Origin of the sequence: Xanthobacter pollutisoli (assembly GCF_040044995.1) — a bacterium.
In the GTDB taxonomy this organism is placed as follows: Bacteria; Pseudomonadota; Alphaproteobacteria; order Rhizobiales; family Xanthobacteraceae; genus Xanthobacter.
On sequence record NZ_JBDZDP010000001.1, the window covers coordinates 812,478 to 835,307 of the forward strand.

The window sequence follows — 22,830 nt, forward strand, 5'->3', positions numbered from 1 at the left end:
CCGGGACTATTTGCCGGAGGCCCATTCCTTCAGCATGGCGCGGTCCTCGGCGGACAGCTCGGTGATGTTGTTGGGTGGCATGGCATGGGTAAGGCCGGCCTGCACCAGGATCAGACGGCGGTTCTTGTGGATGGCCTCCGGCGTGTCGAGCAGGATGCCCTTGGGCGCCATCGCGAAGCCTTCGTACACCGGCTCGGCGGCATGGCACATGGAGCAGCGGCCCATGACGATGTTCTGGATGTCCACCGGCACGTCCACCGGCGGCCCGCTGCGGGCGAAGGCCGGCGTCACCAGCGGCGGCCAGCCCAGCGCGGCGCGGCCCATGGGGGTGGTGGTCGCCGACAGGAAGATGCCGATGACCAGGCACAGCGCCGCCACCAGCCAGCACCACGCCTTGTCGCCGCGTCCCGCGTGCCGCTCGTTGTAGAAGTAGCGGATCACCGTGCCGGCGACGAGGGCAAGCGCGACGATGACGTAGGCATAGGGCGTCGAATAGGTCAGCGGATAGTGGTTGGAGATCATCAGGAAGACGACGGGCAGGGTGAAGTAGTTGTTGTGCGAGGAGCGCAGCTTGGCCGTCTTGCCGTAATACGGGTCCGGCACCTCGCCCGCCTTCAGCGCCGCCACCACCTTGTGCTGGTTGGGGATGATGACGAAGAAGACGTTGCCGCTCATGATGGTGGCCATCAGCGCCCCGGTGTGGATGAAGGCGGCCCGCGGCGAGAACACCTGCTGGAACAGATAGGCCGCGAACACCACGCCGGCGAACACGATGGCGCCCACCGCCACCGGATTGTCGCCGAGCTTCGAGCGGCACAATTGGTCGTAGGCGATCCACCCCAGCGCCAGTCCGCCCATGCCGATGGCGAAGGCGGCGATGGGCTTGAGGTCCATGACCGCCGGATCGATGAGATAGAGCGAGGACTGGTAGTAATAGATCCAGATCAGCAGGAAGAAGCCGGTGATCCAGGTGGCGTAGGACTGCCATTTGTGCCAGCCGAGCTCTTCGGGCAGGAAGGCCGGCGCCACGAGATACTTCTTCACCTGGTAAAATCCGCCGCCATGCACTTCCCACGCCTCGCCGCCCTTGCCGGCGGGAATGTCTGGGGTCGCCTTCAGGCTGGCGTCGAGGTGCATGAAGTAGAAGGACGAGCCGATCCAGGCCATGCCGGCGATGATGTGCGTCCATCGCAGCAGCAGGCTGCCCCACTCGTGGATGATTGGTTCCATGTCAGTTCAGCCTTGGGCAAAGGGTGTGGGCGTGACGGGATGGGGGCGCGGCAACGGGTGCCGCCGCGGCGAGGGGAGCGCCCGACAAGCGCCGGGCGAAACGGCATTGGTTCTGCCCGCCCGCTTGCGTATCGTTCGCTGAGGTTGGGTCGGGGAGTGCGGCGCCGTGCTGGAGAATATGAAGGCCTTCGTCGCCTCGGTGGAGAGCGAGAGCTTCTCGGAGGCGGGCCGGCGCCTCCACCTCTCCGCCAACGTGGTGAGCCACCGCATCCAGATGCTGGAGAAGCACCTCGGCTGCCGCCTGTTCAACCGCACCACCCGCCGCATGAGCCTGACCGAGCAGGGGCGGGTCTATTACGAGGCGATCACCGAGGCCCTGCGCCTGATCGAGGCGGCGGAGAGCAACGTCTCCGAGCTGGGCGCCCTGCCGCGCGGCGCGCTGCGCGTGACCGCGCCGCTGCACCTCGGCCGCCGGCTGGTGGCCCAGGTGGCGGCCCGCTACCAGGACGCGCACCCGGAGATCGACGTGCGCCTGCGCCTCTCCGAACATACCCTCGACCTTATCGCCGAATCCATCGACGTGGCGCTGCGGCTCGCCACCTTCGAGGATTCCAGCATGATCATGCGCAAGGTGGTGCAGGTCGAGCGGATATTGTGCGCGGCGCCTGCCTATCTGGATCGCGCCGGCACGCCGCGCCGGCCGCAGGATCTGCTCGCCCATCAATGCCTGCTCCTGCGCTTCGCGAGTCTGCGGGAACTCCGCTGGATGCTCACGGATGAAGGTCGCGATCTCGCCGTCCCTGTCACCGGCCATCTGGAGGCGGACGACGGCGACGTGCTCACGGTTTGGGCCCTCGAAGGGCGGGGCATCGTGGTGAAGCCGCGCTTCGAGGTGGCCGAGGCGCTCGCCGATGGGCGCCTCGTGCCGGTGCTGGAAACCCATCCGCCCAAGCCGGCGACGCTGGCGGTGCTCTATCCCGCCCGCCAACTTGTGCCGCTCAAGGTGAAGGCCTTCGCCGACATGCTGGTGGACCAGGGCCGGCGCTACATCGCCCAGGAACTCGGGAAGATCGGGGAGCGGCTGACCGCATGAGCCGGACGGCACCTGCGCCGCCGCTCCCCTCTCCGCTCCGGCCCTGACCGGTTCAGTGCGCCTCGGCCTGCTTGGCGGCCGCGACGATCTCCTCGGTGGAGGTGCCCTTCACGCCGTTGAAGAAGACATTGAGCAGCACCGCCACGATGGCGCACAGCAGGATTCCGCTCTCCAGCAGGGGATGCAGCTCGTGCGGCAGCGCCTTGAAGAAGTTGGGCGACACCAGCGGGATCATGCCGAAGCCGACCGAGACCGCGACGATGAACAGGTTGAAGCGGTTGGTCTTGAAGTCCACGCCGGTGAGGATGCGCGCGCCGGTGGCCGCCACCATGCCGAACATGACGAGGCCCGCGCCGCCGAGCACCACCTGGGGCACCGCCTCCACCAGCGCCGCCATCTTCGGCAGGAGGCCGAGGCCAAGCATGATGGCACCGCCCGTCACCGTCACCCAGCGCGAGCGCACGCCGGTGACGCCGACGAGGCCGACGTTCTGGGAGAAGGAGGTGTAGGGGAAGGTGTTGAAGATGCCGCCGAGAAAGGTGCCGACGCCGTCGGCCCGCAGGCCCCGGGTGAGCGCCGCCTGGTCCACCGGCTTGCCGGTGATGTCGGAGAGGGCGAGGAACATGCCCACCGATTCGATCATCACCACGATCATCACGATGCACATGGTCACGATGGGCACGAGGTGGAAGGTGGGCATGCCGAAGTGGAACGGCAGGATCACGTCCACCCACGGCGCCGCCGCCACCTTCTCGAAATGCATGATGCCGAGCGTGGTGGCGAGCACCGCGCCGGCGATGATGCCGAGCAGCACCGCCACGTTGGCGAGGAAGCCCTTGCCCCACTTGATGAGGGCGAGGATCACCAGCATCACGAACAGGGAGATGCCGAGGCCCTGGAGCTGGCCGTAATTGGGGTTGGCCACCTGCACCAACTTGCCGTCTATGGTCTGAGTGAAGAAGGGGATGCCGCCGCCGGCCCAGTTGATGCCCACCCGCATCAGGGAGATGCCGATGATGAGGATGATGGTGCCCGTCACCACCGGGGGGAACAGCGGCAGGAGGCGCGAGACGAACGGCGCCACCACGATGCCAAAGATGCCCGCCGCGATGACCGATCCGTAGATGCCGAGAAGCCCGATCTCCGGGCTCGCCGCCATGGAGAGCATAGGGCCGACGGAGGCGAAGGTGACGCCCATCATCACCGGCAGGCGGATGCCGACGCCGAAGAAGCCGAGGGACTGGGCAAGGGTCGCGAGGCCGCAGGCGAAGAGATCGGCGGAGATGAGGAAGGCGATGTCCTCGGGCGGCAGCTTCAGCGCCCGCCCGATGATGAGGGGCACCGCCACGGCGCCCGCATACATGACCAGCACGTGCTGGAGGCCGAGGACGGCGAGTTTTGGTGCGGGGAGGATTTCGTCTACGGGATGAACGGCTTGTGACATAGGGTCCCCCAGGAAGGAACGAGAGGCGGAGGGCGTTCAACGATCTTTGGGAAGGATTCTTGGCAGCGGATATCTCCGCCGCGAGACCGAAGCGGCAATTGCTCATCGCGTCGGCATGCCCAATCAGAGATCAATTCCGTGTCACGGGGAATATGTTGGTTAATCGGAATATCTTCCGATTAAATCGGAAAATGGATCAGCCGTGGCCGGGGTATGCTGTGCCGCAGCGGAGCATGTGCCCGCGGGATGCGCGAGGAAGCGATGGGGCGTCTGTCCACTCATGTGCTCGATACGGTATCGGGCGGCCCGGCGGTCGATATCGCGGTGGAGCTGTATCGGATCGGCGCGGACGGCGGCCGCAGCCTCGTCACCGAGCGGCGCACCAATGCGGACGGCCGCACCGACGAACCGCTTCTGGCGGGCGAGACATTCATCCCGGGCACCTATGAGCTCGTCTTCCACATCGGCGCGCATTTCCGCCGCACCGGCGCGCCGGTGGCCGACCCGCCCTTCCTCGATCAGGTGCCGCTGCGCGTCACCCTCGCCGAGGGGCACTATCACGTGCCGCTGCTGTGCTCCCCGTGGAGCTATTCCACCTACCGGGGCTCCTGAGCCATGCCCGCCCCGTTCACCGGCCGCGACAATTCCGGCATTCCCACCGATCCCGTCACCGGCAAGCCCTACCCCCGCGACCTCGTGGGCTACGGCCGCACCCCGCCGCATCCCCACTGGCCCGGCGAGGCGAGGATCGCGGTGCAGTTCGTGGTGAATTACGAGGAGGGCGGCGAGAATTCGATCCTGCATGGCGACAACGCCTCGGAGGCCTTTCTCTCCGAGATCGTCGGCGCCCAGCCCTGGCCGCGCCAGCGGCACATGAACATGGAGTCCATCTACGAATACGGCGCCCGTGTCGGCATTTGGCGCCTGCTGCGCCTGTTCACCGCCCGCGGCATGCCGGCCACCGTCTACGGCGTCGCCACCGCCCTCGCCCGCAACCCCGAGGCCGTCGCGGCGATGCAGGAAGCCGGCTGGGAGATGGCGACCCACGGCTACAAATGGCTCGAGTACAAGGACTTCACCCGCGACGCCGAGCGCGAGCACATCCACGAGGCGGTGCGCCTCCACACCGAGGCGACGGGCGCGCGCCCGCTCGGCTTCTACCAGGGCCGCTCGGCGGAGCACACGGTGCCGCTGGCCATGGAGGAAGGCGGCTTCCTCTACGTGGCGGACAGCTATGCCGATGAGCTGCCCTATTGGATCTACGGGCCGAAGGGCCCGCAGCTGGTGGTGCCCTACACCCTCGACGCCAACGACATGCGCTTCTCGGTGGCGGCGGGCTTCTCGAACGGCACCGAATTCTTCGATTATCTGAAGGACAGCTTCGACCTGCTCTATGCCGAGGGGGAGAGCGCGCCGAAGATGATGTCCGTCGGCCTCCACCCCCGCCTCGCCGGCCGGCCCGGACGCGCGCAGGCGCTGGCCCGCTTCCTGGATTACGTGGCCAGCCACGAGAGGGTGTGGGTGGCCCGCCGCGTGGACATCGCCCGCCACTGGATCGCCACCCATCCGCCGGCGGGGGGCTATCGCCCCTCCTACATGCCGCGCGGCCTCTTCGTGGAGCGCTTCGGCGGCGTCTACGAGCATTCCCCCTGGATCGCCGAGGGCGCCTACGACAAGGGCCTCACGACGCGCGAGGACACCGCCGACGGCCTCAACGCCGCTCTGGCCGCGGTGCTGCGCGCCGCCCCGGTGGAGCGGCAGATGGGGGTCATCCACGCCCACCCCGACCTTGCCGGCAAGCTCGCCGAGGCGAAGCTCCTGACCGCCGATTCCGCCGCCGAGCAGGCCTCCGCCGGCCTCGACCGGCTGACGGCGGAGGAGAAGGCGCGCTTCACCACCCTCAACGACGCCTACAAGGCGAAGTTCGGCTTCGTCTTCATCATGGCCATCCGCGGCCGCAGCAAGAGCGACATCCTCGAAGCCTTCGAGCGCCGCCTCGCCAACGACCCGGCGGCCGAGGTGGCCGAGGCCCTCACCCAGATCGAGCGCATCGCCCGGCTTCGGCTCGGCCAGATGCTGCCGGAGGCCTGACGCCCGTGAACAAGGTGTTCCCCGTGCCGCACCCCGCCCACGCCCCCACCGCCGCCCCCCTCGATGGCGCCACCATCACCGCCCGCCTGAAGGAACTGGCCGCCTTCACCGACGTGCCCGGCGAACTCACGCGCCTCACCCTCACCCCCGCCCACAAGCGGGCGGCGGCGCAGGTCTCCTTCTGGATGCGCGAGGCCGGACTCGGGCAGGTGCATATGGACGCCACCGGCACCATCGTCGGGCGCTACGCCGCCGACCGGGCCAACGCCAAAACGCTGCTCATCGGCTCGCACATCGACACGGTGCGCAACGCCGGCATCTATGACGGCAACCTCGGCGTCCTCACCGCCATCGCCGCGGTGGAAGCGCTGAAGGAAAAGGGCATCCGCCTGCCCTTCGCCATCGAGGTGGCGGCCTTCGCCGACGAGGAGGGCGTGCGCTTCCTCTCCACCCTCTCCTCCTCCAGGGCCATGGCCGGCATCTTCGATCCGCGCTGCCTCGAGGACGTGGATGCCCAGGGCATCTCGCGCATGGAGGCGCTGCGCACCTTCGGCGCCCCTGCCGACCGGATCGCCGATTGCCGGCGCAACGCGGACGACATGCTCGGCTATGTGGAAGTCCATATCGAGCAGGGACCGGTGCTGGAGGCGGCCGGCGCGCCGCTCGGCATCGTCACCGGCATCGCCGGCGCCTCGCGCGGGCATGTGCGGGTGCGCGGCGAGGCCGGCCATTCCGGCACCCTGCCCATGGCCATGCGCCACGACGCGTTGGCCGCCGCCGCCGAGATGATCCTCGCCGTGGAGGCCCGCGGCCGGGCCAATGGCGGCGACCTCGTCGCCACCGTCGGCACCCTCGTCATCGCCGGCAGCGCGGTGAACGTCGTGCCCGGGGAGGTGCAATTCTCCCTCGACGTGCGCACCCTCTCTGACGATCTACGCGCTCGCGCCATCGCCGACATCCGTACCGCTGTGGACGAGATCGCCGCGCGGCGCGGCGTGCGCGCCGGCCTCGACATCGGCCACGAGGTGCCGGCCGCTCCCTGTGCCGGCGTGCTCAAGGAGCGCATGGCGCAGGTGGTGGGCGACCTCGGCCTGCCGGTGGTGCGCCTGCCCTCCGGCGCCGGGCACGATGCCATGGTGTTCCGGGGTGTCATGCCCATGGCCATGCTTTTCGTGCGCTCGCAGAACGGCAGCCATAACCCCCGCGAATACGCCGCCCCCGCCGACATCGGCCTCGCCGCCGAAGCGCTCCATGCCTTCCTGATGAAGACCGCGCAGGAGATGTGAGGCGAAGCGCCTCGGCTGCCTCTCGGCCGGACACGCCTTCGGGCGCCAGCGCTTTCCCTCTCCCTTGGCGCTTTCCCTCTCCCGCGGGGAGAGGGTGAGGGTGAGGGGAAAGGTTCTGGGGCGAAAAGATGCTCCCGCGCCCATGGCGCCGCGCCCCCTCACCCCACCCCTCTCCCCATGGGGAGAGGGAGCCGGCCGTGACGGCTCAGGTCGCAACCGCGATCCGCCTCGTCAGGAAGCTTCGCCGACGACCTCCTCGGCGGTGTATTTGTAGACCCGGCCGCAGAATTCGCAGGTCACGGTGACCTTGCCGTCGTCCTGCACCATGCCGCGACGCTCCTCCGTGCTGAAGGAGGCGAGCACGCCCGACACCTTCTCGCGCGAGCAGGAGCAGTGGGCGGCCATGGGCGAGGGCTCGAACACCCGCACCCCGCGCTCGTGGAACAGCCGGTACAGCAGCCGCTCCGAAGAGAGGTCGCGGTCGATCAGCTCCACGTCCTCCACCGTACCCACGAGGGAGCGCGCCTCCACCCAGGCGTCGTCCTCGTTCACCTCGTGGAGTTCCACGCCCTCGGGCGCGTCGCCGGGGGAGAGGTCGGCCATGCGGGCGCGGGAGGCGTCCTGCGGCAGGAACTGGGCGAGCAGCCCGCCGGCGCGCCAGGTCGAGGCGGCGCCGCCGGCCTGCATCTCCTCGCCCACGGCGAGGCGCACACGGGTGGGTATCTGCTCCGACTGCTGGAAATATTCGTGCGCCGCCGCCTCGAGCCCCGAGCCGTCGAGGGCGACAACGCCCTGGTAGCGGTTGGTGGTGAGGCCCTGGTCGATGGTCATGGCGAGATGGCCGCGGCCGAGCAAAGCGGCGGGCGAGGTCTCGTTGCGCTTCTCGGCCTCGGCCAGCGCGTCGGCATCGAAGCGGGCGTAGGCGCGGATCTTGTCGGGACTGACGAAGTCGGCCACCACCATGTCCACCGGCCCGTCGGTCTGGGTCTGGAGGATGAAGCGGCCGTCGAACTTCAGCGAGGAGCCGAGCAGCACCGCCAGCGTCACCGCCTCGCCCACCACGCGCTTCACCGCCGGGGGATAGGTGTGATGGGCCAGCAGCGCATCGAGGGTGGCGCCGAGCCGCACGGTGCGCCCGCGCAGATCGAGGGCATCCACCTGGAAGGCGGTGACGATGTCGTCCTGCGCCGCCTCGGAAGCGGCGCGGCTGGCGCTGCGGGATTGCTCGCCGCTCATGGAAGGTCTCCGAACGCGGACCGGGCGGAGCGCCCGTCGCCGAGGGTGCCAGAATGGCGCGGCCGGCGCACCCCTGCGCGCCCGGCCGGCCGAAGCTGATCTGTCGTCCCACAGATATTCACGCGCCGGGCGGTTTCAACCCGGCGCCGGGCAAGCGTGACCTCGAGCGCGGCGCGGCTCCCGCAATCCTCAGCCGCCGACGGCGTCGAAGCACCAGGCGAGGACGCCTTTTTGCGCGTGCAGGCGGTTCTCCGCCTCGTCGAACACCACCGACTGCGGGCCATCCATCACCTCGTCGGTGACTTCCTCGCCGCGATGGGCGGGCAGGCAGTGCATGAAGATGGCCTCCTTGTCCGCGCGCGCCATGAGGGCGGCGTTGACCTGGTAGGGCTTCAGCAGATTGTGCCGGCGCTCGGCCTCCTTGTCGCCCATGGAGACCCAGGTGTCGGTGATGACGCAATCGACGCCCTCCACCGCTTCCTCTGGGTCGCGCATGAACTTCACCTTGGCCTTGGTGCGCTTGACGAAGTCCTTCAGCGCCTGCCGCGGCGACAATTCCTTCGGCGTCGCCACCTTCAGCGAGAAATCGAAGCTGTGGGCGGCGTGGACCCAGGAGGCGAGCACGTTGTTGGCGTCGCCCGTCCACGCGACCGAGCGGCCCTGGATGGCGCCCTTGTGCTCCTCGAAGGTCATCACGTCCGCCATGACCTGGCAGGGATGGGAGATGCGCGTCAGGCCGTTGATGACCGGCACGGTGGCGTATTTCGCCAGCTCCGTCAGGTCGTCGTGGTCGAGGATGCGGATCATGATGGCGTCGACGAAGCGCGACAGCACGCGGGCCGTGTCGGCGATGGTCTCGCCGCGGCCGAGCTGCATCTCCTGGCCGGTGAGCATGATGGTCTCGCCGCCCAGCTGCCGCATGGCGAGGTCGAACGACACGCGCGTGCGGGTGGAGGGCTTGTCGAACACCATGGCCAGCGTCTTGCCCGCGAGCGGCTTTTCCACCGCTTCGCCGGCCTTGCGGCGGGCCTTCAGCTCCTTGGAGAAGTCGAGAACCCGGCGCAGCTCTCCGGCCGGGATCTCGGACAGGTCGAGAAAATGGCGCACCCCGTTCCCCCTCATTCGGCCGCCCCCTTCACCTTCTCGGCCGCGAGGCTCGCCTCGATGCGCCGGCAGGCGGCTTCGATCTTGTCCGCGGCGATGCCCACCTCCTCCTCGCTCACATTGAGCGGCGGCAGCAGGCGCACCACATTTTCCCCGGCACCCGGCACGAGAAGCCCCTCGGCGCGCAACGCGGTCACGAGATCGGGCGCCGGCACGGCGGCCTTGAGGCCCATCAGCAGGCCCTGACCGCGCACCTCGGCGATGACCGAGGGGTGTCGGTCGCGGATCTCGGCGAGGCGCTGCGTGAGGCGTCCCGCCATGGCGTTCACATGGTCGAGGAAGCCCTCGGCCAGAACGATGTCGAGCACCGCATTGCCCACCGCCATGGCGAGCGGATTGCCGCCGTAGGTGGAGCCGTGGGTGCCGAGCGTCATGCCCTTCGCCGCGTCCTCGGTGGCAAGGCAGGCGCCCATGGGGAAGCCGCCGCCGATGCCCTTGGCCACCGCCATGATGTCCGGGGTGATGCCGGTCCATTCGTGGGCGAAGAGCTTGCCGGTGCGCCCGACCCCGCTCTGCACCTCGTCCAGCACCAGCAGCAGGCCCTTCTCGTCGCACAAAGCGCGCAGGCCCTTGAGGAAGTCCGGCGACGGAACGCGCACGCCGCCCTCGCCCTGCACCGGCTCCACGAGGATGGCGGCCGTCTCGTCCGTCACCGCGGCGCGAGCGGCGGCAAGGTCGCCGAACGGCACCTGGTCGAAGCCCGGCATGTCGGGGCCGAAGCCTTCCAGATACTTGGCGTTGCCGCCCGCGGCGATGGTCGCCAGGGTGCGGCCGTGGAAGGCGCCCTCGAAGGTGATGATGCGGTTCTTCTGCGGATGGCCGCTCGCATACTGGTATTTGCGGGCCATCTTGATGGCGCATTCGAGGGCCTCGGCCCCCGAATTGGTGAAGAACATGGTATCCGCGAAGGTGGACGCCTTCATCCGGTCGGCGAGCTTTTCGCCGCCGGGGATGCGGAACAGGTTGGAGGTGTGCCAGAGCTTCTTCGCCTGCTCCGCCAGTGCCTCGGCCAGATAGGGATGGGCGTGGCCCAGCACGTTCACCGCGATGCCGGCGGTGAAGTCCAGAAAACGTCGGCCGTCCGTCGTGACGAGCCAGCAGCCCTCTCCCCGCTCGAATTCGAGGTCGATGCGCGCATAGGTCGGCAGAACGGCGGTGATCACTTTCATCCTCCCTGGAGGGCTAGTTTCCCTCGAGGTTGCACGGGTTCACGAACAAGGTGCGACACAAACTAAAAAAGGCCGCCCACGCGGGGCGGCCCGACGCCAGCGATTCTAATGATCGCGCGCGCGAGGTCAACCGATGCGGGAGCGAGCGCGCGATCCGCCGGACGACACGTTAACGCCGGCTTAAGGAGCTGGGGAAAACACGGCTTGACGCTTCTGCCGACTCTGTTGCGCGGACCCGCCATATTGTAGGTTCATCACCGTCAGCCACGAGATGTCGTGCGCAAGGACGCCGGGACGATCTCCAGGAACCGAAAGCCGGGGCCATCCGCTCGCATTGTCGCGAGCGGGGACGGGGAGGGAGTCCGGCTGTGGGACCAACGTCCCGCGGACGGCGGGCGCATATGGCTGGCAGTGCGATGCCGTGACGTTCCGGCACCGCCCCCGCAAACGGCCGGCCCATGGCGGACCGGCCCCGGACGAGGCGCGTTTCAGCGCCCCGAGCGCTCCGCGGCACCGGCCATGCCGGCCGTCGCGGCCCTGAAGATGCGAAGATGCGGCACATGGAGAAGAGCGATGAGCTGGACTGACGAGCGCGTCGAACTCTTGAAGAAGCTCTGGAGCGAAGGCCTCTCCGCGAGCCAGATCGCCAGCGAGCTGGGCGAGGTGACGCGCAATGCCGTCATCGGCAAGGTCCACCGTCTCGGCCTGTCGGGCCGGGCCAAGGCCGCGCCGGCCCCCGTCCGCCCGCGCACCGGCACCGCCACCCCCGCGGGCGGCCCGCCCGGGACGGCCCGTCCCGCCGGACGGCCGGAGAGCCAGGGTGCGCGGCCCCAGCGGCCCGCCACCATCGGCAACACCGCACTTGCCGCCGAGCTGGACGACGCGCCGGAAGAGGCACCGGCGCCCGCCCCCGCCCCGGTGGACAACGTGGTGCCCATGACGCAGGGCTGCTCCATCATGCAGCTCACCGAGAGCACCTGCCGCTGGCCCCTGGGCGAGCCGGGCACGGACAGCTTCCATTTCTGCGGCGGCCGCAGCAATCCGGGCATGCCCTATTGCGCGACCCACGCCCGCATCGCCTACCAGCCGGTGCAGGACCGCCGCCGCGACCGCCGCCTCGCGTTTCTCTGAGGCGGGAGGCGCCGGAAGAGGCCTCCGGCGCCCCGGATCGGATGCGACATGCAATGCAAAGGGGCCCGCGCGGGCCCCTTTCGCATTATCAACAGGCAAGGGGAACGACGCGCGGAGCCGTCAGGCCGCCACACCTAATTTTGGCGATGTCCGCAGCGATCGAAGCGATGCAACGCGCCTTCGTCATAATAGGTAACCTCGACGGCCCACATATCCACGTAACGCCGCTTTCCATCCTTCTCGAATACCGACTCCTGCCAGATCTTGCAGCAATCGGGAAATCTGGTGCGAAGCTCGGCGGCACTGTGAATGCCCATCCGATCGAGCCGCGATTTCCATATTTCCACGTGAAGCTCGATCCCCCGCTCCAGGAGAGCGGCCTCGGTCAGTGGCGCATCGCAGCCCTGGCCGCAGCCCACAAGGGCGTTGCTGCTGGCGACCAGCAACCCGGCCGCTGCGAGGGCCAATGCGCCGCGCACCGCACCGCCCTCAGTCGTCCAGCCCCAGAGACGGCGCCGCACGGCGCTCCAGCACGTCGCGGATGGCGGCGACCATCTCGCTCTCCTTCACCGCGAACTGGGCGGGACGGGCGGCGCGATATTCCGCATTGTCGGCGATGCCGGCGGCGATCTTCGCGCCTTCCACCAGGTCCTTGATCTGGACCTCGCCGGCGTCCTTCTCGTTGGAGCCCTGGATGATGACCGCCGGGGCGCCGCGGCGGTCGGCATATTTCATCTGCGCCTTCATGCCCGCGCCGCCGAGATACATCTCGGCGCGGATGCCATTGGCGCGCAGCTGCGCCACCATCTTCATGTAATCGGCGATGCGGCCCGGCTCCTTGTCCATGGCCAGCACCACCACCGGGCCGACCTCGGCAGACGTCTCCATCTTGCCGAGGAAGGCGAGCGCCGCCAGCAGGCGCGACACGCCGATGGAGAATCCGGTGGCCGGCACCTTCTCGCCGCGGAAGCGGGCGACGAGACCGTCGTAGCGCCCGCCCCCGGCCACCGAGCCGAAGCGCACCGGGCGCCCGTCCTCATCCTTGATCTCGAAGGTCAGTTCGGCCTCATAGACAGGACCGGTGTAATATTCGAGGCCGCGCACCACGCTCGGGTCGATCTTGACCCGGTCCTGATAGCCCGCGGCGGCGAGCAGGACGCGCATGTCGTTCAGCTCGGTCATGCCTTCGAGGAAGGCCGCGTTGGAGGCAAGCGCCGCAGCAAGCTTCACGTCGCCATCCAGTTCAACCTTCACGCCGTCGGCATCGGCTGTGACGCCCTTGCCGGTGAGCATGGCGAGGACCACCGCGCTCTGCCGCGGATCGAGGCCCGCGCCCTTGGTGAAGTCGCCGCTCTCGTCCTTGCGGCCGGGACCGAGCAGGAGGGCAACGCCCTCGGTGCCGAACTTGTCGAACTTGTCGATGGCGCGCAGCACTGTGAGCCTGCGGCCGACATTGTCGTCCCCGCCGAGGCCGATGGCCTCCATCACGCCGTCGAGCACCTTGCGGTTGTTCACCTTCACCACATAGGCGCCGCGCGGCACGCCCACCGCCTCCAGCGTGTCGGCGGCCATCATGCAGATCTCGGCGTCGGCGGCGACCGAGGGGGCGCCCACCGTGTCGGCATCGAACTGCATGAACTGGCGGAAGCGGCCGGGGCCGGGCTTCTCGTTGCGATAGACGTAGCCGGCCCGCCACGAGCGGTAGGGCTTGGGCAGCGCGTCGAAATGCTCGGCCACGTAGCGGGCGAGCGGCGCGGTCAGGTCGTAGCGCAGCGACAGCCACTGCTCGTCGTCGTCCTGGAAGGAGAAGACGCCCTCGTTGGGCCGGTCGAGATCTGGCAGGAACTTGCCGAGCGCGTCGGTATATTCAATGGCCGGGGTTTCCAGCGCCTCGAACCCGTAAAGCTCATAGACGGCGCGGATCTTCTCCAGCATGGCGCGGGTGGCGGACAGCTCCGCGCCGGTGCGGTCGACGAGGCCGCGGGGTAGCCGCGCCTTCGGCTTGAAGTCTTTCGCCATGGTACGATAAAACCGCTTAGGGATTTCGGAAACGAGGCCGCGTCTTAGAGGACGGGGCGCGCCCCGGCAAGGCGCCGCATTCAAGCAGGGAGGCCTTCCGGTCGGGGTCCCAAGGCAGACCTTGGACACTGCGCGCAGGCGTCCGCCACGGCGCACGATCAGGGCAGTTCCGAGATGGCGGCGAGGTCACGGGGTCTCCACCTGACCCCAGCTGCGCCGTCTTGGCCCGCGCCGCGATCAGGGCGCCAGAGGCGCAGCGCGGGCGCTGCCGATCGCAGACCGGCAGCCGACAGGCGTGAGGGCACGCCGCGCCGGTAGGGGCCAACGGCCCGCAGCATTTGCCGATCAGCCGCGCACGAAGACGCGGGTGCCGAGCGGCACGCGCTCGTAGAGGTCGATGATGTCCTGGTTGAGCAGACGGATGCAGCCGGACGACACCTGCTGGCCGATGCTCCAGGGCTCGATGGTGCCGTGGATGCGGAACAGGGTGTCGCGGTCGCCGTCGTAGAGATAGAGAGCGCGTGGGCCGAGCGGATTGGTCTCGCCGCCGGGCAGGCCGCTGGCATAGGGTCCATATCGGGCGGGCTGCAGCTTCACCATGTTGGCGGTGGGGGTCCAGTGCGGCCACTTCTCCTTGCGCTTCACTGTCGCCCAGCCCTTGAACGAATAGCCCTGTTTGCCGACGCCCACGCCGTAGCGGATGGCGGTCCCGTCGCGGCCGATGAGGTAGAGGAAGCGGTCGTCGATATCGACGAGGATCGTGCCCGGGGCGTATCCCGCCGGGGCCGGCACTTCCTGACGCAGGTAGATGGGATCCACCTCGGAGAGGTCCACCTGATCCACCGGGAAGGGCTCGCCATCCACCGGGCCGTACATCAAGGCCGCGCGGCTCATGGGCGCGGGAGGCGGACTGGTCACGCAGGCGGCCAGCGCCAGCGGCGCGCCGATGACGAACGCGCGGCGCGCCAACACGGGCGCATCGCTGACCTCAACCGTGCGGCGGAGCTTACCGAACATTTTCGGGAACAAGGGGGCCATGCTGCGTCCACTCGATACGAACAATCTCTCGACCCACGACAACGCGTGGCGCCGCGCGACGGTTTCACGTCGCAGTGCAACTCATTGAAGCGCGATCAGGTGGCGTTAAGGTTAACGGCGCCCGTCGACGGCCATCCTCTACCACTCATGGTGCAGTGCGGGGTGGCGCCGGCGCCACACCATTCCACGGATCGACATCGCGAAATCGTGAATTCAAGGCGCGACAGGCCTTCGCGCCCCCGGAGCCGCGGCTTCGTGTAGCATCGCCCTCGCCCCGCCCAGCCATCGGAGAGCGGTCCATGGCCCCCACCGCGCTGCCCGTGTCCGGCCCCGTCCTTGCCGACGGCGCGATCGAGACGCGCCTGATCTACGAATTCCGCCTGCCGACGCCGGACTTTGCCGCCTTCGTCCATCTCTTCACCCCGGAGGGGCGCGCGGCGCTGGAGGCCATCTATCGCGGCTACATGTCGGTCGCGGCCGAGAGCGGCCTCGCCATGCAGGTGGGCACCCCCACCTGGCGCGCCCACCCGGAGGGGCTTGCGCGGCAGGGCTTCGACGCGCCGGAGGATCTCGCCCGGGTCAACGGCGCCGCCTTCGATCTCCTCTCCGGCCTGCGGCGGGAGCTGGCCCTGGAAGCAAGCGTGCGCATCGCCGGCGTCATCGGCCCACGCCGGGACGGCTACGACCCGGCCGGCGCGCCGGACGCGGCGGAGGCCGCCCGCTACCACGCCGCCCAGGCGCAGGTTTTGGCCGACCTCGGCGTCGACCTCCTCTACGCACCCACTTTCGCCAGCGCCGGGGAATTGGAGGGCGTCGCCCGCGCCGCCGCCGCCACCGGCCGGCCCTATGCCCTCGCCCCCGTGGTGGATGCGGCCGGGGTCATGCCGGACGGCACGCCCCTCGCGGCAGCGGTGGCGCACATCGACGCCTCAGTGGCGCCGCGGCCGCTCCATTTCCTCCTCGGATGCGTGCATCCCGCGCGGGTGGACGCGGTGGCCCAGGCCGGCGCGATGCCGCCGAATGCGCGCATCGCCGGGGTGAAGGCCAACGCTGCGGACCTCGCCGCCGCCGAGCTCGACCACCTCGATCACCTGGTGTCCGACCCGCCGGAGGATTTCGCCCGCGCCATGGTGTCCCTGCGCGGCCATGGGCTGCGCCTGTTCGGCGGCTGCTGCGGGACCTCCGACGCGCATATCCGCGCCCTCGCCCGGCACCTGAAGGCGGAGGCCGCCTGACACCCGACGCACCAGCGGCACCTTCCATTTTTCTCTTCAATCATCATTCACTGCCGCCTATGCATTCTGCGCGTGCTGGGAAGAGGGTGGCGGATGCTAAGAAGCCTTGCCGAACGGTCGTGGTTCGCCAATCTGGGCATGCAGGCCAAGGTCGGCATTATCCTCGCCTTGATGATCAGCGTGTTCTTGCTGCTTTTGGGCGCGAACTGGGTCGGCGGCCGCCTGGCGGCGACCCAGCAGCAGCGCCTGGACGAGATGAAGCAGGTCGGCGTCCTCACCGCCGAGGCGACGCGGGCCTTCAACCGGCGCCAGCTTGATGCCGCCCGGGCCATCCTGACCGATCCCCCCGCACTCGCCGCGCGACTCGCCGCCGCCAGCGCCCGCGCCCAGGAGCGGCTCGATGCGCTCCTGCGAGAAGTGAGCGACGAGCCGACGCTGCTGCCCTTCGCGGTGCGCGCCAGCCGCATCGCGGCGCGCTGGCAGGACACGGTGGGCGAACCGCTGGTGGCCGCCGCGGCCACGGGCGATCCCACCGCCATCGCCGCCGGCCTGCGCGCCTTCATCGTCGCCGAGACCGGGGGGGACGGATATCGCGGCATCGCCGCCGCGCTGGATGAGCTCGATGCCGCCGCCGACGCCGACGTCGCCGCGACCGCGACGACGCTCCGCCGGTTTGAAGGTCTGCTGGACGCGATCGACGCCCTGGCTCTGGCCGCCACGATCATTGTGGCGCTGGTCGGCATGTGGCTCGGCGCCAGCTTCCTCGCCCGCCCGCTCCAGCAGCTGGCCGAGCTGATGACCCGTCTCGCGCAGCGCGACCGCACCATCGAGGTGCCGTTTCTCAGCCGCAAGGACGAGGTGGGCACCCTCGCCCGCGCGCTTGCCGTGTTCAAGGCCACCTCCATCGAGGTGCACGACGCCGACTGGGTGAAGGGCAGCGTCAACGCCATCGGCGCGCGGCTCCAGGCCGCCGGGGACATGCAGGGCTTTGCCAACGCGCTGCTGACCGAGCTCGCCCCGCTGCTGAACGCCGGCGTCGGCGTGTTCTACGGCTTTGACGAGGCGGCGGGCGAGCTGCAGCTCTGTGGCAGCTACGCCTTCACCGAGCGGCGCCACCTCTCCACCCGCTACCGGCTCGGGGAGGGCCTCGTGGGCCAGTGCGCGCTGGAGCGCAAGCAGATCGTCCTGTCCCCGGTGCCGCAGGACTATGTCCGCATCCATTCCGGGACCGGAGAGGCGGTGCCCCACACGATCATCGCCGTGCCGGTGTTCCTCAAGGCGCGGCTGCTCGGCGTCATGGAATTCGCCCTCGCCGACAGCCTCGACGGCCCGCGCGCCCGGCTGCTGGAGGAGGTCGGCCCGATGGTCGCCCTCTCGCTCGACAACCTCGCCCGTGCCAAGCGCACCAAGGAGCTGCTGGACCAGAGCCAGCGGCAGGCGGCCGAGCTCCAGGCGGCCGAGGAGGAGTTGCGCACCCAGCAGGAGGAACTGCGCGCCACCAACGAGCAGCTGCATGAGCGCACCCAGCGCCTCGCCGCCTCCGAGGAGGAATTGCGGGTCCAGGCGGAGGAACTCCAGGCCTCCAACGATGTGCTGCGCCGCTCCTCGCAGGAGATGAGCGCGCAGAAGGACCTGCTGGAGGCGCTCAACCGCCAGATGGAGGCGCGCGCCGAGGAGCTGGTGCGCGCCAACCAGTACAAGTCGCAATTCCTCGCCAACATGTCGCACGAGCTGCGCACGCCGCTCAACAGCCTGCTCATCCTGTCCCAGGACCTCGCCGAGAACCGCTCGGGCAACCTCGACACCGACCAGGTGGAGGCGGCGAGCATCATCCACGCCTCGGGCTCCAACCTGCTGCGCCTCATCAACGACATCCTCGACCTGTCGAAGGTGGAAGCCGGCAAGATGGAGGTGGTGAACGAGCCGGTGAGCATCGCCGCCACCGCCCAGCGGCTGGAGCGCAACTTCCGCCGGCTCGCCCAGGAAAAGAAGCTGCGCCTCACCGTCTCGGTGGGCGACGCGCCGCCGACGGTGTTCACGGATCCGGGCAAGCTCGACCAGATCCTCACCAACCTTGTCGGCAACGCGCTGAAGTTCACCCTCCAGGGCCGCGTCTCCATCACCTTCGGGCAGGGCCCGGACGGCGCGGACGGCCCCACCCTGAAGGTGGCGGTGGCCGACAGCGGCATCGGTATCCCCGAGGACAAGCTCGCAACCATCTTCGAGGCGTTCGAGCAGGTGGACGCATCGACCCGCCGGCAGTTCGGCGGGACGGGCCTGGGGCTCGCCATCACCCAGCGCCTCGCGCGCCTGCTCGGCGGCAATGTGAACGTGGAGAGCACCCTCGGCCAGGGCTCCTCCTTCACGCTGGTCATCCCCGTCGGCCAGCCCCCGGACGAGGACGCCGAGGCTGCCGCGGCGCCCCAGCCGCGATCCCACGCGGTCGCCGCCCGCCCGGCGGACGGCGCGACGGCGGAGGCGGACCGCGACCTGCCTCCGGTTCCCGTGGTGCGCGCCGGCCAGGTGGCGGACGATCGTGACGCCCTGACCCCGGGGGCAACCGTGATCCTCGTGGTGGAGGACGATCCCGTCTTTGCCCGGACGCTGGTGGGCCTCGTGCGCCGCAAGGGCCACCTCGCCCTCGCCGCCGGCGACGGAGAGAGCGGCCTCGCCCTCGCCCGCACCTACCGCCCCACCGGCATCCTGCTCGACGTGATGCTGCCCGGCCTCGACGGCTGGACGGTGATCGAGCGGCTGAAGGCGGACCCCGCGACCCGCCACATCCCGGTGCATTTCGTCTCCGCCCTCGACGAGGGGCGGCGCGGCCGCGATCTCGGGGCCGTGGGCTTCCTGACCAAGCCGGTCAGCGCCGAGCAATTGTCCGAGGCGCTCGCCCTTCTCACCCATTATTCCGCCGATCGCCGGCGCAGGGTGCTGGTGGTGGACGACGACGCCGCGGCCCGCCATGCGGTGCGCACGCTGCTCGCCCGCGAGCAGGCCGAGATCGTCGAGGCCGGCAGCGGCGAGGAGGCGCTGGAGGTGGTGGAGAAGACCGAGCTCGACTGCATCGTGCTCGACCTCGGCCTTCCCGGCATGTCCGGCTTCGAGCTGATCGAACGCCTCGCGGCCGGCGACCGGCATGTGCCGGTGGTGGTCTATTCCGGCCGCGACCTCACCACCGAGGAGCGCATGAAGCTGCGCGCCCACACCGACAGCATCGTGGTGAAGGGGGCGCTCTCGCCGGAACGGCTGCTGGACGAGGTGTCCCTCTTCCTGCACTCGGTGAAGCGCGAATCCACGGCCCTCGCCGCCAACCCGGACGGCGACCTGGAAGGCCGCAAGCTGCTGCTGGTCGACGACGACATGCGCAACATCTACGCTCTGGCGAAGGTGCTGCGCGCCCGCGGCGTCAATGTCATCCTCGCCCAGGACGGCGCCAAGGCCCTCGGCCAGCTCGACGAGCAGCCGGACATCGAGATCGTGCTCATGGATGTGATGATGCCGGTGATGGACGGATACGAGGCCATGGCGCAGATCCGCGCCCAGCCGCGCTTCGCCAAGCTGCCGGTGATCGCGCTCACCGCCAAGGCCATGAAGGACGACCGCGAGAAGTGCCTGGCCGCCGGGGCGAGCGACTATCTCGCCAAGCCCGTGGACGTGCCCAAGCTGCTCTCCATGATCCGCACCTGGATCGCGGCGCGATGACCGCCAGCCGCGCCAGGGATGACGGCACCGCCGGCCCGCCGCCGGCCGCTGCCGCGCGTGACGCCCTCGCGCTGGAGACCATCGAGGTGGAGCTGTTCGTGGAGGCGCTGTTCCGCCGCTACGGCTACGACTTCCGCGACTATTGCCGGGCCTCGCTGACCCGGCGCGTGCGCAACCTCACCCTCGGCTTCGGCGCGGCCACCGTGTCCGACCTCACCGCCCGCATGCTGCATGCGCCCGAAAGGCTCGGCGACATCATCGCCGGCCTGTCGGTGCCGGTGTCGGAATTCTTCCGCGACCCCCACGTCTTCCTCACCCTGAAAGAGAAGGTGTTCCCGCTGCTCGCCTCCTACCCCGAGATCAACGTGTGGCAGGCCGGCTGCGCCCATGGGGAGGAGGTCTATTCCCTCGCCATTCTGCTCAGCGAGGCCGGGCTCTACGAGCGCACCCGCATCTACGCCACCGACATCTCCAAGGCGGCGCTGACCAAGGCGGCTGAGGGCATCTTCCCGCTGCAGGACGCGCGCGAGGCGGCGCGGCGCTACCGCGCGGCGGGCGGCGCCCACAGCTTCTCGGACTATTATCACGCGCGCTACGACCTGATGAAGCTCGACCAGCGCCTCGCCGAGCGCGTCACCTTCGCGGAGCACAATCTCGTCACCGACGGGGTGTTCTGCGAGGCGCACCTAATCTTGTGCCGCAACGTGCTCATCTACTTCAACACGCCGTTGCAGGATCGGGTGCTGGCACGGTTCGCCCAGAGCCTGGTGCGAGGGGGCTTCCTGTGCATCGGCACCCGCGAGAATATGGAATTCTCGCAGGCCAGGGCGCGCTTCCAATTGATCGAGGGCACCGCCCAGCTCTACCGGCTGAAGCCGCCGGCCTGATCGAGCGCACACGGGCGCACGACGGGACGACGGCGAAAATTATCCCGCTGCGTCACCTATGCCATGACAGTGCCGCGTTCGTGCGCGACAAGAGAAGTCGAGGCAGCGGCAACCGTCGCATCCGCCTACATCCTTACACTCCGGTCGTTCCGCGCCATCGGGCGCAGGAGGCCGCCTGTCGCCCGAAGGAGGTCTTTCCGTGCCCCACGACACGCCGCTCATCGCGACCCTCGTGGGTGCGTTCGTCCTCGCCTTCGTGTTCGGCGCCATCGCCCAGCGCCTCAGGCTGTCGCCGCTGGTGGGCTATCTGCTGGCCGGCATCATGGTGGGCCCCTTCACCCCCGGCTTCGTCGCCGACCAGCACATGGCGCTGGAACTGGCCGAGATCGGCGTGATCCTGCTGATGTTCGGCGTCGGCCTGCACTTTTCCTTGTCCGACCTTCTTTCCGTACGGGCGATCGCCGTGCCCGGCGCGGTGGTGCAGATCGCGGTCGCCACCGCCATGGGCCTCGGCCTCGCCCTCTTCCTCGGCTGGAGCGTCGGCGCCGGCATCGTCTTCGGCATCGCCCTGTCGGTGGCCTCCACGGTGGTGCTGCTGCGCGCTTTGCAGGAGCGGCGCATGGTGGAGAGCGAGCAGGGCCGCATCGCAGTCGGCTGGCTCATCGTGGAGGACCTCGCCATGGTCCTCGCGCTCGTGCTGCTCCCCGCCTTCTCCACCGCCCTCGGCGGACGGGAGGTGGCAACCGCCACCAGCGACTGGCTCGGCACGGGGGACGTGTGGACGACCCTCGCCATCACCCTCCTTAAGGTCGCGGGCTTCGTCGTCCTCATGCTGGTGGTGGGCCGCCGGCTCATCCCGCAGGTGATGCACTGGGTGGCACACATCGGCTCGCGCGAGCTGTTCCGCCTCGCGGTGCTCGCCATCGCCCTGGGCGTCGCATTCGGCTCGGCCAAGCTGTTCGGCGTCTCCTTCGCCCTTGGTGCCTTCTTCGCCGGCATGGTGCTGAGCGAAAGTCCCCTCTCCCACCGCGCCGCCGAGGAAACGCTGCCGCTGCGCGACGCCTTTGCGGTGCTGTTCTTCGTTTCGGTGGGCATGCTGGTGGACCCGGCGATCGTGGTGAAGAGCCCGCTGACGCTCCTCGTCACCGTGCTGATCGTCCTCGTGGGCAAGTCGCTCGCCGCCTTCCTCATCGTGCGGGCGTTCGGCTATAGCAACATGACTGCCCTCACCATCTCCGCCTCGCTGGCGCAGATCGGCGAATTCTCCTTCATCCTGGTGGCGCTCGGCGTCGACCTGGAGCTGCTGCCGCCCGAGGGGCGGGATCTGATCCTCGCGGCAGCGATCCTCTCCATCCTCGCCAATCCCTTCTTCTTCCTGGCGCTCGACCGCTATCGCGCCCGGCGGGAGAAGGCGCTTCAGCCCGAGGCCGTGGCGCCGGACGTCCCGCCCGCGGCGGCCCTGCCCGCCACCCAGCTCGCGGCCCACACCGTGCTGGTGGGCTACGGGAGGGTCGGAAGGCTGGTGGCGGACGGGCTGAAGGCCGCGGGCCTGCCCTTCCTCGTCGTCGAGGACCAGCAAGGCCGGGTGGAGGCGCTGCGGCAGGCGGACATCGAGGCGGTGAATGCCAATGCCGCCTCCCTGCCCGCCATCGCGGCCGCCAACATCGCGGGCGCCCGCCGGCTCATCCTCGCCATCCCGGACGGGTTCGAGGCCAGCGGCGTGCTGCGCAAGGCCCGGCAGGTAAACCCCGGGATCGAGATCGTCGCCCGCGCCCATTCCGATGCGGAGGTGGACCACCTGCGGCAGAGCGGCGCCAACTTCATCATCATGGGGGAGCGGGAAGTCGCGCGCGGCATGCTGGCCCACGTGCTGGAGCACAGCGAGAGCGACATCGCGGCTGCTGCCGCCGCCGAGAACGTGGTCACCGGCGGCGACCTTTCCGCCGAGCCGGCGCGGGACGCGCCTGCGCCCCCGCCGGCCGCTGCCCCTGCGCCGGATACCGAGTTGGCGAGCGAGCACGCGCCCGCCCCTGCCACGCCCACCCTTGCGGAGACCGACGCGGCAGCGCACAAAAAGGAGATCTGACTTCGCCTTAATGCAA

The 22,830-nt window shown here is 69.3% G+C and carries 17 protein-coding genes; 9 read left to right on the forward strand and 8 right to left on the reverse strand.

What is annotated here, in order from left to right; all coding sequences use genetic code 11:
* Positions 1-6: 6 nt before the first annotated feature.
* A complete protein-coding gene (locus ABLE93_RS03815; protein ID WP_348838015.1) occupies positions 7-1,230 on the reverse strand; it encodes a urate hydroxylase PuuD in 1,224 nt (407 codons plus the stop codon).
* Positions 1,231-1,396: 166 nt separating this feature from the next.
* Here ABLE93_RS03815 and ABLE93_RS03820 point away from each other — a divergent pair, with 166 nt between their 5' ends.
* A complete protein-coding gene (locus tag ABLE93_RS03820; protein WP_348838016.1) occupies positions 1,397-2,323 on the forward strand; it encodes a LysR family transcriptional regulator in 927 nt (308 codons plus the stop codon).
* A gap of 52 nt (positions 2,324-2,375) precedes the next feature.
* Here ABLE93_RS03820 and ABLE93_RS03825 read toward each other — a convergent pair whose 3' ends face one another.
* On the reverse strand, positions 2,376-3,767 hold the full coding sequence (locus tag ABLE93_RS03825) for a nucleobase:cation symporter-2 family protein (protein ID WP_348838017.1): 1,392 nt from the start codon (positions 3,765-3,767) through the stop codon (positions 2,376-2,378).
* Between the two features lie 261 nt (positions 3,768-4,028).
* Between ABLE93_RS03825 and uraH the strand changes: the two genes are divergently transcribed.
* The 3 genes from uraH to ABLE93_RS03840 are packed head-to-tail and all read left to right on the forward strand — an operon-like array spanning position 4,029 to position 7,144.
* Positions 4,029-4,379, forward strand: coding sequence for a hydroxyisourate hydrolase (gene uraH / locus ABLE93_RS03830; protein WP_348838019.1), 351 nt, complete (start codon positions 4,029-4,031; stop codon positions 4,377-4,379).
* Positions 4,380-4,382: 3 nt separating this feature from the next.
* Positions 4,383-5,858 (forward strand): allantoinase PuuE, encoded by a 1,476-nt coding sequence (gene puuE, locus ABLE93_RS03835; RefSeq protein WP_348838020.1) that lies wholly within the window; start codon positions 4,383-4,385, stop codon positions 5,856-5,858.
* Positions 5,859-5,863: 5 nt separating this feature from the next.
* Entirely contained in the window at positions 5,864-7,144 is a 1,281-nt protein-coding gene (locus ABLE93_RS03840; protein ID WP_348838021.1) for an allantoate amidohydrolase, read from the forward strand.
* 231 nt (positions 7,145-7,375) lie between these two features.
* On the opposite strand, the gene ABLE93_RS03845 is transcribed toward ABLE93_RS03840, so the two are convergent.
* From ABLE93_RS03845 to ABLE93_RS03855, 3 genes are all read right to left on the reverse strand, one after another.
* Positions 7,376-8,380: an Hsp33 family molecular chaperone gene (locus ABLE93_RS03845; protein WP_348838023.1), complete on the reverse strand. Its 1,005-nt coding sequence runs from the start codon at positions 8,378-8,380 to the stop codon at positions 7,376-7,378.
* 189 nt (positions 8,381-8,569) lie between these two features.
* Positions 8,570-9,502 carry an ornithine carbamoyltransferase gene (argF, locus tag ABLE93_RS03850; protein WP_348838024.1) on the reverse strand — a complete coding sequence of 311 codons (933 nt, stop codon included), beginning with the start codon at positions 9,500-9,502 and terminating at the stop codon, positions 8,570-8,572.
* The gene (locus ABLE93_RS03855; protein ID WP_510182962.1) at positions 9,499-10,713 is read right to left on the reverse strand and encodes an aspartate aminotransferase family protein; all 1,215 of its coding nucleotides are present in this window, start codon (positions 10,711-10,713) and stop codon (positions 9,499-9,501) included. The genes argF and ABLE93_RS03855 overlap by 4 nt, the downstream gene beginning before the upstream one ends.
* A gap of 573 nt (positions 10,714-11,286) precedes the next feature.
* On the opposite strand from ABLE93_RS03855, the gene ABLE93_RS03860 reads away from it, so the two are divergent.
* Complete coding sequence (locus ABLE93_RS03860) at positions 11,287-11,844, forward strand: GcrA family cell cycle regulator (protein WP_348838026.1); 558 nt, start codon at positions 11,287-11,289, stop codon at positions 11,842-11,844.
* A gap of 134 nt (positions 11,845-11,978) precedes the next feature.
* Here the strand turns inward: ABLE93_RS03860 and ABLE93_RS03865 are convergent, their stop codons facing one another.
* The 3 genes from ABLE93_RS03865 to ABLE93_RS03875 all read right to left on the reverse strand — a co-directional run bounded on the left by ABLE93_RS03865 (position 11,979) and on the right by ABLE93_RS03875 (position 14,901).
* Complete coding sequence (locus ABLE93_RS03865) at positions 11,979-12,365, reverse strand: hypothetical protein (RefSeq protein WP_348838027.1); 387 nt, start codon at positions 12,363-12,365, stop codon at positions 11,979-11,981.
* Positions 12,334-13,863 carry a histidine--tRNA ligase gene (gene hisS, locus ABLE93_RS03870; protein WP_348838028.1) on the reverse strand — a complete coding sequence of 510 codons (1,530 nt, stop codon included), beginning with the start codon at positions 13,861-13,863 and terminating at the stop codon, positions 12,334-12,336. The genes ABLE93_RS03865 and hisS overlap by 32 nt, the downstream gene beginning before the upstream one ends.
* Positions 13,864-14,208: 345 nt before the next feature.
* The gene (locus ABLE93_RS03875; protein ID WP_348838030.1) at positions 14,209-14,901 is read right to left on the reverse strand and encodes a L,D-transpeptidase; all 693 of its coding nucleotides are present in this window, start codon (positions 14,899-14,901) and stop codon (positions 14,209-14,211) included.
* Between the two features lie 299 nt (positions 14,902-15,200).
* Here ABLE93_RS03875 and ABLE93_RS03880 point away from each other — a divergent pair, with 299 nt between their 5' ends.
* From ABLE93_RS03880 to ybaL, 4 genes are all read left to right on the forward strand, one after another.
* A complete protein-coding gene (locus ABLE93_RS03880) occupies positions 15,201-16,136 on the forward strand; it encodes a homocysteine S-methyltransferase family protein (protein ID WP_348838031.1) in 936 nt (311 codons plus the stop codon).
* A 93-nt stretch (positions 16,137-16,229) separates the two neighbouring features.
* Entirely contained in the window at positions 16,230-19,841 is a 3,612-nt protein-coding gene (locus tag ABLE93_RS03885; RefSeq protein WP_348838032.1) for a response regulator, read from the forward strand.
* Positions 19,838-20,728, forward strand: a complete 891-nt coding sequence (locus tag ABLE93_RS03890) for a CheR family methyltransferase (protein ID WP_348838033.1) — start codon at positions 19,838-19,840, stop codon at positions 20,726-20,728. Before ABLE93_RS03885 ends, ABLE93_RS03890 begins: the two co-directional genes overlap by 4 nt.
* A 199-nt stretch (positions 20,729-20,927) precedes the next feature.
* Entirely contained in the window at positions 20,928-22,814 is a 1,887-nt protein-coding gene (gene ybaL / locus ABLE93_RS03895; RefSeq protein ID WP_348838034.1) for a YbaL family putative K(+) efflux transporter, read from the forward strand.
* The last annotated feature ends 16 nt before the right edge of the window (positions 22,815-22,830 follow it).

What these genes read in the sequence shown, in the direction of transcription:
- ABLE93_RS03815 (WP_348838015.1), bottom strand. Translation starts at nt 1,230, where the DNA reads ATGGAACCAATCATCCACGAGTGGGGCAGCCTGCTGCTGCGATGGACG.
- ABLE93_RS03825 (WP_348838017.1), bottom strand. Translation starts at nt 3,767, where the DNA reads ATGTCACAAGCCGTTCATCCCGTAGACGAAATCCTCCCCGCACCAAAA.
- uraH (WP_348838019.1), top strand. Translation starts at nt 4,029, where the DNA reads ATGGGGCGTCTGTCCACTCATGTGCTCGATACGGTATCGGGCGGCCCG.
- puuE (WP_348838020.1), top strand. Translation starts at nt 4,383, where the DNA reads ATGCCCGCCCCGTTCACCGGCCGCGACAATTCCGGCATTCCCACCGAT.
- ABLE93_RS03845 (WP_348838023.1), bottom strand. Translation starts at nt 8,380, where the DNA reads ATGAGCGGCGAGCAATCCCGCAGCGCCAGCCGCGCCGCTTCCGAGGCG.
- argF (WP_348838024.1), bottom strand. Translation starts at nt 9,502, where the DNA reads ATGAGGGGGAACGGGGTGCGCCATTTTCTCGACCTGTCCGAGATCCCG.
- ABLE93_RS03855 (WP_510182962.1), bottom strand. Translation starts at nt 10,713, where the DNA reads ATGAAAGTGATCACCGCCGTTCTGCCGACCTATGCGCGCATCGACCTC.
- ABLE93_RS03860 (WP_348838026.1), top strand. Translation starts at nt 11,287, where the DNA reads ATGAGCTGGACTGACGAGCGCGTCGAACTCTTGAAGAAGCTCTGGAGC.
- hisS (WP_348838028.1), bottom strand. Translation starts at nt 13,863, where the DNA reads ATGGCGAAAGACTTCAAGCCGAAGGCGCGGCTACCCCGCGGCCTCGTC.
- ABLE93_RS03875 (WP_348838030.1), bottom strand. Translation starts at nt 14,901, where the DNA reads ATGGCCCCCTTGTTCCCGAAAATGTTCGGTAAGCTCCGCCGCACGGTT.
- ABLE93_RS03880 (WP_348838031.1), top strand. Translation starts at nt 15,201, where the DNA reads ATGGCCCCCACCGCGCTGCCCGTGTCCGGCCCCGTCCTTGCCGACGGC.
- ABLE93_RS03885 (WP_348838032.1), top strand. Translation starts at nt 16,230, where the DNA reads ATGCTAAGAAGCCTTGCCGAACGGTCGTGGTTCGCCAATCTGGGCATG.
- ABLE93_RS03890 (WP_348838033.1), top strand. Translation starts at nt 19,838, where the DNA reads ATGACCGCCAGCCGCGCCAGGGATGACGGCACCGCCGGCCCGCCGCCG.